Source organism: Acidisphaera sp. S103 (genome assembly GCF_009765975.1).
In the GTDB taxonomy this organism is placed as follows: domain Bacteria; phylum Pseudomonadota; class Alphaproteobacteria; order Acetobacterales; family Acetobacteraceae; genus Rhodopila.
In genome coordinates this window covers 232,913-242,108 of record NZ_LMUJ01000042.1, presented here as the reverse complement: position 1 = coordinate 242,108, position 9,196 = coordinate 232,913, and the positions used below count along the sequence as shown (strand labels likewise).

6 protein-coding genes and 1 pseudogene are annotated in these 9,196 nt (G+C 65.1%); 4 read left to right on the top strand and 3 right to left on the bottom strand.

The window, feature by feature from the left end; genetic code table 11:
• Positions 1-128 precede the first annotated feature (128 nt).
• Positions 129-935, bottom strand: coding sequence for an AraC family transcriptional regulator (locus GSQ89_RS11395; RefSeq protein ID WP_158925096.1), 807 nt, complete (start codon positions 933-935; stop codon positions 129-131).
• A gap of 81 nt (positions 936-1,016) precedes the next feature.
• On the opposite strand from GSQ89_RS11395, the gene GSQ89_RS11390 reads away from it, so the two are divergent.
• From GSQ89_RS11390 to GSQ89_RS40090, 3 genes and pseudogenes are all read left to right on the top strand, one after another.
• Positions 1,017-1,499: a hypothetical protein gene (locus GSQ89_RS11390; RefSeq protein ID WP_158925094.1), complete on the top strand. Its 483-nt coding sequence runs from the start codon at positions 1,017-1,019 to the stop codon at positions 1,497-1,499.
• 18 nt (positions 1,500-1,517) lie between these two features.
• Positions 1,518-1,889 carry a VOC family protein gene (locus tag GSQ89_RS11385; RefSeq protein WP_158925092.1) on the top strand — a complete coding sequence of 124 codons (372 nt, stop codon included), beginning with the start codon at positions 1,518-1,520 and terminating at the stop codon, positions 1,887-1,889.
• A gap of 624 nt (positions 1,890-2,513) precedes the next feature.
• Positions 2,514-2,636 (top strand): annotated as a pseudogene (locus GSQ89_RS40090) (hypothetical protein); the annotation flags it as partial.
• A 122-nt stretch (positions 2,637-2,758) separates the two neighbouring features.
• Here GSQ89_RS40090 and dnaE read toward each other — a convergent pair.
• Entirely contained in the window at positions 2,759-6,181 is a 3,423-nt protein-coding gene (dnaE, locus tag GSQ89_RS11380; RefSeq protein ID WP_158925090.1) for a DNA polymerase III subunit alpha, read from the bottom strand.
• 128 nt (positions 6,182-6,309) lie between these two features.
• Here dnaE and GSQ89_RS11375 point away from each other — a divergent pair, with 128 nt between their 5' ends.
• Positions 6,310-7,188, top strand: a complete 879-nt coding sequence (locus GSQ89_RS11375) for a TauD/TfdA family dioxygenase (RefSeq protein WP_158925088.1) — start codon at positions 6,310-6,312, stop codon at positions 7,186-7,188.
• Positions 7,189-7,268: 80 nt separating this feature from the next.
• Here the strand turns inward: GSQ89_RS11375 and GSQ89_RS11370 are convergent.
• Positions 7,269-9,196 (bottom strand): protein-disulfide reductase DsbD family protein (locus GSQ89_RS11370; RefSeq protein WP_371734241.1); only part of this gene is annotated, 1,928 nt, incomplete at its 5' end.

Genomic DNA, 9,196 nt, shown 5'->3' with positions numbered 1-9,196 from the left:
GGGGGGAATAAGATGCTCAACACCTGCCTGGCCTATGATGAGAAGGGACCGCTGGTGAAACGCCGTTGGCCGGCGCTGTATACCGGGCCTGAGGCGTTGACCGGGGAAGCGGCCGGGTAGGGCGGGGTTTATCGCTCGCTGGCGGCGCGTGTCCGGTAGGTGCTGGGGCTGACGCCCATGAAGCGGCGGAAGCGGCGGTTGAACGTCGATAGGTCGTTGAAGCCGGATGCGAAGGCGATGGTGGAGATGCTGTCGTCCGAACGGCGCAGGCTGACCGCGGCCTCATGCAGGCGGGTGCGCAGGACGAACTGGTGCGGCGTCAGGCCGACCACTGATCGGAACGTTCTCAGGAAGTGATAGGGGCTCATGGCGACCTGAGTGGCCAGGTCGGTGAGCGGGATCGGGTCGTGCAAGGACTGCTCGATCAGGCGGATGGCGTCGGTGATGCGGCGTTCGTCGCGCCTGGTTGGCGTGGGGCGTGTGGTTCCGGTCAGCGTAGTGGCGACGGCGCCGGCGAGGCGGACGGCGATTTCGGCTAGTTCGGTGGGGTCGGCGTCGTCTCGGGCGGCTTCTGCGGCGGCGATGATGGGGATCAGGGTTGGTAGCGGCGGCAGGTTGGGGGTGGTGATTGGGCGCGTTCCCGCGACTGTGTGGAAGAAGGCCGGGGTGAAGTGGAAGGACAGGCAGCGGTCGCCGGTGCCGTGATCGTGGCCGCACTCGAAGCAGTGGCGGTCCTGGCCGAGGAGTAGCGCGCCGGGGGTCAGCAGGGCTGAGCCTTGGGTTGAGCGGTATTGGAATGTGCCTTGGGTGACCGCGGCGATGCAGATGCCGTTGTGCTGTTCCTCGAACGGTCGGTCGTGGGGGCCGGACGTGCAGATAACGTCGTCGGCTTGCCAGCCGGGACCCGAGGCCAGGAAACGCGTCGTCGCGGTCATGCCGTGTAGTTTAGCAATTTTTCCCAAGTCGAGGCCAGGGGAGGCGGTTTATCCGTCGGTCATCACGGCGGAGGTTTGGGAATGCCATCTTTTATCGATGTCCTGCATGCCGGCGGGCCTGCTCCGGATCGGGCGGAGAAGCTGGGACTGTATGGATGGCTGATCGGGGATTGGACGATGGAGGCTGTCATCGATCTCGACGACGGCACCCGGTTTCGCGGGTCTGGGACGATCCATTTCGGGTGGGTGCTGGAGGGGCGGGCGATCCAGGATGTGTGGATCCTGCCTGGGGTTTTCCATGGCTCGACGCTGCGGGTGTACGACCCGGGGTTGGATGCCTGGCACATCCTTTGGAGCGATCCGCTGCGGCAGTTTTATTCTTCTCAGATCGGCCGAGCGGTGGGGGCGGAGATTGTGCAGGAGGGGACGGATAGGGCGGGGATGCCGATCCGGTGGCGGTTTACTGAGATTGCGCCGGATTCGTTTCTTTGGATTGGGGAACGTTCGTTTGATGGCGGGGTGGCTTGGGAACGCCAGACGGAGTTCCGGGCGCGTCGAGTTTAGTGTGAGGGAGGGGGTTCGATGATCAATCATATCTCGATCGGTGTGCGTGATATCGTGGGGGCGAAACGTTTCTATGATGCGGTGCTGGGGGCGATTGGGTATTCGTGCCTGAGTGAGGGGGAAGGGGCGCTGGGTTATGGTGGGCAGGATGCCGTTTTCTGGGTCTATGCCACGGAGCATCCGGTGCCGGCTGATGACCGGTCGGGGCTGCACATCTGCTTTGATGCGCCGACGCGGGCGGGGGTGGATGGGTTTCATGCGGCGGCGTTGGCGGCCGGTGGGCGGGATAATGGGGCGCCTGGGGTGCGGGTGGATTATGGGCCGGATTACTATGCGGCGTTTGTGGTCGATCCGGATGGGTATCGGATTGAGGCTTATTGTGGGGTGTAGGGGGTTCTCTTGCGATCTCTGCGTTGAAAGCGGTGTTGGTTCGGGTGGTTTGCGTTGAGGGGTTGGGGTTGAACGGATGGGCCGGGACTTGCTTTTGACTTGGGCTTTTAACGCAGAGATCGCAGAGCGGGGCGCAGAGGTCGCAAGAGGAAATTTGTTGTGGTATTACAATGTGTATCCAACGATAAACTGGCTGGACTGATGGTCTTGACTCAAGCTTCTTTGAATAGAAACCCTCCATAGGGTGTCTGTGTTTGGGAGGATGTATGGTTCGTGCATACAAGCAACGTTAGGACCTTCGCGCTCCTTCGGGCGCCGGCACGAATGCTAAGGCCGATTTTTTAAGGCAGATTAGCGGGATGTAGATGGATGTAGATGGATGAAGGGGATGCACGGTTTTGGGTGGCGGTGACCGAACGGATCATCAGGTGTGCTTTTCGGGTTGCCAATGCGCTCGGTCATAGGTTCATTGAGTAGGTCTACGAGAATGCACTTGCGCATGAGATGCGGAAGTCTGGGTGCAGCAGCGAGGGGCGTGGGTTTACGGCGACGTCGTCATCGTCGGCGAATATACCGCCGACCCGTCGCAGACCAGATCATCGTTGAACTCAAAGTTGTCGGCGAGAGAGCGACGCGCATGTCCTGCAATGCCGAAACGACGTGCGTGCGACCGGCAAGCCGTTGTGCCTGCTGATCAACTTCGGCGGACCCCAAGTCGAAATCCGCCGCGTCACCGCTCAAGCCTGATTGCGAGCGCCATCCCCTTCATCTCCCCTTATCCCGCTTAATCCGCCTTAAAAAAGACAAGCCGCCGCCGTGGCTTCCGCGGGCCGGCTTCATTCATGGCGGGGCGGGCTGCCGGTGGAAGCTTATACTTCCTCTACCTGGTCTACGCCCGGCAGTGACTTCAGGGCCTGGGCCAGGCGGGGGGTCACGTTGTAGCCGCCGGGTAGGGCGATTTCGACGTCTTGTTCGCTGCCGATGCTGGGCACCAGGGTTACGCGGCCGCGGCCGCCGGTTTCACGGCCCAGGATGTCTCGGATGTGGGGCACGGCGGCGGTTTCGCGTAACCAGATGCGGATCGACGCGCCGGCCGAGGCAGCGGCCTGGTCCAGTGGCGTCACATCCATGGCGGTGACGCGGACGGCCTCGCCTTCTGTCTTCAGTTCGGCGGAGACGAGGACGTTGCTGCCGGAGGCGAGGGCTTCGCGGGACCGGTTCAGGACCTCGCTGAAACAGGTGACCTCGACCGATCCGGCGGCGTCGGAAATGCGGACCCAGGCCATGCGACTGCCGGTGCGGGTGATGCGTTCCTTGGTGGCGACGACGGTGCCGGCGATCTTGACCCGGGTGACACCGTTGGCGGCACGGGATTCGACGTGGATGGACGGGGTTACGCCGAGGCGTTTCAGGGCCTGGGCGTAGGTGTCGAGCGGATGGGCGGTCAGGTGGAAGCCGATTGCCTCGGCTTCGAACGCCAGGCGTTCCAGGGGTGGCCAATCGGGCACATTGGTCAGGCGCAACGGTTCCGGCGCGCTGGCCGTCCCGCCGAACAGCCCGATCTGACCGCTTGCCTTCTCTTCATGATCGGCCTGCGCCCGCCGCAGAATCGTTTCGGCGGCGGCGAACAGGCAGGCGCGGTTGTTGTCCAGCCGGTCGAAGGTTCCGGCCCGCACCAGGTTCTCGATCTGCATGCGGTTGATCTGCCGCGGATCGACCCGTGTGGCGAAATCCGTTACGTCGGTGAAATCCCGGCCGCCGCGCGCCGCTACCACTGATTCCATCGCGGCGAACCCGACTTTTTTCACCGCGGCCAGGGCATAGCGGATCGCCAGGCGGCCGTCGTCCATCCGCTCCACCGAGAAATCGGCAGCGGAACGGTTGATATCCGGCGGCAGGATCTTGATCCCACCGCGTTCCGCATCCTGTTTCAATGCGGCCAGGCGGTCGGTGTTGTTGATCGCCAGGCTCATGCACGCGGCGATGAACACTTCGGGATGGTTGGCCTTCAGCCAGGCGGTCTGGTAGGCGACCAGGCCGTAAGCGGCGGCGTGCGATTTGTTGAAGCCGTAATCGGCGAATTTCGCCATCAGGTCGAAGACCTCGGTGGCTTTCTTCGGGTCGATGCCGTTCTTGATGGCGCCTTGGGTGAAGATGGTCCGTTGCGCCTCCATCTCCGACGCGATCTTTTTGCCCATGGCGCGTCGCAGCAGGTCGGCGCTGCCCAGGCTGTAGCCGGCCATGGTTTGGGCGATCTGCATCACCTGTTCCTGGTAGACCATGATGCCGTAGGTCTCGGCCAGGATGTCGTGGATCACCGGGTGCGGCGCTTCCCATTTCTCGCCGTGCTTGCGGCGACAGTAATCGGGGATGTTGGCCATCGGGCCGGGGCGGTAGAGGGCGACGGCGGCGATCAGGTCCTCGAACCGGTCGGGACGCATCTGGCGCAGCGTGTCGCGCATGCCCTGGCCTTCCATCTGGAACACCCCGCCGGCATCGCCTTTCTGCAGCATCTCAAACGTTTTGGGGTCGTCCAGCGGCAGACGGTCCAGGTCGACCGTTATTCCAAGGCCTTTCAGGAAGTTTTCCGCGCGGCGCAGGATGGTCAGGGTGGTCAGGCCGAGGAAGTCGAATTTTACCAATCCGGCCTGCTCGACATACTTCATGGAGTATTGCGTCACCAGGAAGTCGGATTTCGGATCTTTGTACAGCGGTACCAGTTCCATCAGCGGTCGGTCGCCGATCACCACGCCTGCGGCATGAGTCGACGCGTGGCGGTACAGGCCCTCCACCCGCAGGGCGATTTCCAGCAGACGGCCGATGGCTTCGTCCTCAACGCGCATGGCTTGCAGCTTGGGTTCCCCGTCCACCGCCTGCTGCAACGTCACCGGTTTGGCGGGGTTGTTGGGGATCAGTTCGGCGACGCGGTTGACGTGGCCGAATGACATACCGAGCACGCGGCCGACGTCGCGGACGGCAGCGCGGGCTTGTAGTTTTCCGAAGGTGATGATCTGGGCGACGCGGTCGCCGCCGTATTCGTTGCGGACGTAATCGATGACCTTGTCGCGGCCTTCCTGGCAGAAGTCGATGTCGAAGTCGGGCATCGATACGCGTTCTGGGTTCAGGAAGCGCTCGAACAGCAGGTTGAACCGTAGGGGGTCGAGGTCGGTGATGGTCAGCGCCCAGGCGGCCACCGATCCGGCGCCGGAGCCGCGGCCTGGGCCCACCGGAATGCCCTGTGCCTTGGACCACTGGATGAAGTCGGCGACGATCAGGAAGTAGCCGGAAAAGCCCATGCTGGCGATGACGGACAGCTCATATTCCAGGCGGGTGTGGTAGATTTCGCGGGTCGCGGCGTCGGCGGCCATAGCGTCCATGCGGCGGGCCAGGCCTTCGGCCGCCATGGCGCGGACGGTTTCTTCCTCGGACTGACCGGGGCGCACTTTGGGGCAGACCGGCAGCAGGGGTTTGCGGGATTCGGCCATCACGGCGCACTGCATGGCGATGGCCAGGGTGTTGTCGCAGGCCTCCGGCAGGTCGGCGAACAGTGCGCGCATGTCGGCGGCGGGCTTGAACCAATGCTCCGGCGTGACGCGGCGGCGGTCGCGTTCGGACAGCGTGCGGCCCTCGGCGATGCACAGCAGGGCGTCGTGGGCCTCATGCATGTCGGGCTTGGCGAAATAGCAGTCGTTGGTGGCGACCAGGGGGATACCGCGCGCGTCGGCCAGGGTGATCAGGGCCGGCTCGATGGCGGCCTCCACCGGCAGGCCGTGGCGGTGCAGTTCCTGGATGGTGCGGCCGGCGAACGCCTCACCCAGCGCGTCCAGCAGGCGTTCGGCTTCCGGCTTCTGGCCCTCGGCCAGCAGGCGGCCGATCGGGCCGGTGGTGCCGCCGGTGAGCAGGATCAGGCCGGCGGCGTGTTCGGCGATGCGCTCGAACGGCAGTTGCGGCTTCAGGGTCGGGTCGGTGTCTAGGAAGCCCTGCGACGACAGGCGTTGCAGGTTGGCCATGCCGGTGGCGTTCTGGGCCAGCAGGACGAGCGGGTCGGGGGGCAGGCGAGCGTTGTCGGTGCGGGCCAGGGCGACCTGGCAGCCGATGACGGGTTGGATGCCCTTGCCGGCGCAGTACTGCGAGAATTCCAGCGCGCCGAACAGGTTGCCGGTGTCGGTGATCGCCGCGGCCGGCATCCCCGCGTCCTTCGCCAGCGCGGCGATCTTGTCGGGCCGGATCGCGCCTTCACTGAGCGAGTAGGCGGAATGGATGCGGAGATGGACGAAATCGGCATGGGGCATCTGGACAGGATATCAGATGCCCCCGAGTCTGGGCAGGCCAGCTTCGACTCGTGCGCTTCGAAGGCAAGACGTGGATGGGATTGGGGCCTATGCTGTGCAGCCGCTAAACCATCCCGCGGGAGGAAACCATGTCGCTCGAACTCCGTCCCCTGCATAACCTGTTTGCCGCCGAGGCCAGCGGCATCGATTTGCGGGAGCCGCTCGATCCGCCGCTGGTCCAAGCGGTCGAGGATGCGATGGATCGGTATGCCGTGCTGGTGTTCCGTGACCAGCCGTTGAGCCAGGCACAGCAGATCCGCTTCGCCGAATCATTTGGCCCGCTGGATCTGGGCCTGCGCAAGCTGCATCCCGGCGCCGCGCATCGTTTCGATTATGAGGCGCTGATCGATATCTCCAACGTCGCCGCCGACGGTTCGCTGGCTCGGCGCGATTCGCGGAAAGTGGTGAGCAACATCGCCAACCAGTTGTGGCACAGCGACAGTTCCTTCCAGCAGCCCAAGGCGCAATATTCGATGCTGTCGGCGGTGGTTTTACCGCCCAAGGGCGGCGAGACCGAATTCGCCGATCTGCGCGCCGCGTACGATGCCCTGCCGGCAGACCTTCAGCATGAGATCAACGGCTTGGAGGCGGAACATTACGCCCTGCATTCGCGCATACTGCTGGGCGATACCGGCTACACCGAGGCCCAAATGGCGATGATTCCGCCGGTGCGGTGGCCGCTGGCGCAAATCCATCCTGGCTCCGGCCGGAAGTTGCTGTTCGTGGGCGTGCATGCTCGGGAGATTGTCGGTTATTCGCTGGCGGAAGGCCGGATGCTGCTGTCCGACCTGCTGGAACACGCCACCCAGCGAGCTTTCGTCTATCGCCACGAATGGCGGGTCGGCGACCTGGTGATGTGGGACAATCGCTGCACCATCCATCGTGGCCGCCGCTACGACCTGAACGAACGGCGGGAACTTCGCCGGTCCACAACCGAGGATCTGTTACCGGCGCGGATGGTTGCGTAGGGCGGACGTCTGTCGCCCCGAACCGATCCGTGTTCCGACAGCCAGGCCTGGATGCCGGCCTTCCTTCGGCAAGGCGGGGGTTATGACGTCCGCAGCAATCGCAGCACCGTCCCTTCGGTCAGGATCTGCGGCAGTACCTCCGGTTGTCCCCCGTCCGCGGGGAAGAATACGTATAGCGGCACGCCGTCCCGCCCGTTCTGCCGCAGGAATGCGGTGATCGCCGGGTCCTGCCGGGTCCAATCCCCCTTCAGATAGGTTACGTCGTCCGCCGCGAACGCCTTGCGTACCTGGTCCGTCCCGATCGCCACACGTTCATTCACCAGGCACGTCACGCACCATGCCGCGGTCATGTTCACGAACACCGGTTTGCCGGCCGAACGCAGGTCCGCCAGCCGCTGCGGCGTGAACGCCTCGGCATTGGAACCGAGTGCCTCGGCTGCCCCCCCGACCGGTACTGTCGCGATCCCGCTTAGCACCGCCAGCGCCACCAGCACCGAAACCGCGGCGACCGTCTGTCCGAACCGCCGTGGTTGCAAAGACGACGCCTGGGTCGTGCCGAAGACCCAGCCGGCGAATCCCACCAGCACCAGCCCGGCCGCCGTCGCCAGAACGCCGTTCGGCCCTGCTTCCTGGCTGACCACCCAAACCAGCCACGCCGCCGCGCCATACATCGGGAAGGCGAGCGCCTGCTTCAGCACTTCCATCCAGCGGCCCGGCCGCGGCATCAGCCGAGCCAGTCCGGGCATCGAGGCCAGGGCGACGTAGGGGGCGGCCAATCCCAGGCCCATCACCGCGAACACCAGCATGGTCACCGCCGGTGGGGCCGCGAGGCCGGCGGCCACCGCCACGCCCATGAAGGGGGCGGTGCATGGCGTCGCCACCAGCACCGCCAGCAGCCCGGTGAAGAAACTGCCCGCCATGCCGTGCCTGTCGGCCAGCCCGCTGCCGGCGCCGGCGAGACTCGCACCGACCTGAAACACGCCGGACAGGTTCAGCCCGACCGCGAACAGCAGCCATGTCATCCCGGCCACGAACACCGGGGAAGAAAACTGGAACCCCCAGCCCGCCGCCGTTCCGGCAGTTCGAGCGGCGAGCAGTGCCGCGGCGAGGGCGACGAATGTGACGAGGACGCCGACGGTGTAGGCGATCGCATGGCGGCGTCCCTGGCCGGCATGCCGAGCCAGTCCAACGGCTTTCATGGCGAGGATGGGGAAGACGCAGGGCATCAGGTTCAGGATCAGGCCGCCGAGGAACGCGAACACCAGGATTTGTCCCAGCGGCGGCATGGCGGGGGCCGGCGGAGGGCCGGGAACCGCGTTCACCACGACATCGGTCTGCATGCCGGCGCGGTCTCGCACCGACAATACGCCGGACAAGCCGTCCGCCGCCTGAAATCCTTTCGCCGGCTTCAGCGACAGGGTGAATCCGCCCGTCCGCACCGACAGCGGTTGTGCGGCGTCGTCCTGGATGCGGTCCGGCTGATCGGGGATGAACCAGGCATCGGTGACCGTGGCGGGCGTCAACTCCGGCCCCTGGACGAACAGCGTGCCATCCGGCGAAATCCGAGCGGTCCAGGGCGAAGCGCGCGGTATGCTTCGGTCATGGGCTGCGAATAAGCCCGCCTGGGCCGAGGGGCCTGGTGTGCCCACGGGCAGGGTCAGCGAAAAATCGCCCTCCTCCGGCACGCAGATGTCTTTGCATACCAGCCAGTCCGCGTGTGCCTTGAGCGTCCCGGTTTTGGCGGTGACGGTGACCGGCAGCAGCACCTCACCGGTGTATGCGTAGGTCATCACCGGCCCCTCGGCGACGCGGCCTGGTGTCGGCCAGTCGATCGCCGACTGGGTGACGCCGGCGATCGTCAGGTCGGGTGGCACGCCGGCATCGCCCGGATTCTTCCAATAGGTATGCCAGCCATCCGCCAGGCGCAGGCGCAACGCCACGCGGAACGATTGTCCCGGCTGCATCGCGTCGGTCTCGGTGACCAGCGTGGCGACGGCGCGTTTGCTGC

Excerpts from the sequence above, each read along its gene's own strand:
- GSQ89_RS11395 (WP_158925096.1), bottom strand. The coding sequence starts at position 935 with ATGACCGCGACGACGCGTTTCCTGGCCTCGGGTCCCGGCTGGCAAGCC.
- GSQ89_RS11390 (WP_158925094.1), top strand. The coding sequence starts at position 1,017 with ATGCCATCTTTTATCGATGTCCTGCATGCCGGCGGGCCTGCTCCGGAT.
- GSQ89_RS11375 (WP_158925088.1), top strand. The coding sequence starts at position 6,310 with ATGTCGCTCGAACTCCGTCCCCTGCATAACCTGTTTGCCGCCGAGGCC.
- dnaE (WP_158925090.1), bottom strand. The coding sequence starts at position 6,181 with ATGCCCCATGCCGATTTCGTCCATCTCCGCATCCATTCCGCCTACTCG.
- GSQ89_RS11385 (WP_158925092.1), top strand. The coding sequence starts at position 1,518 with ATGATCAATCATATCTCGATCGGTGTGCGTGATATCGTGGGGGCGAAA.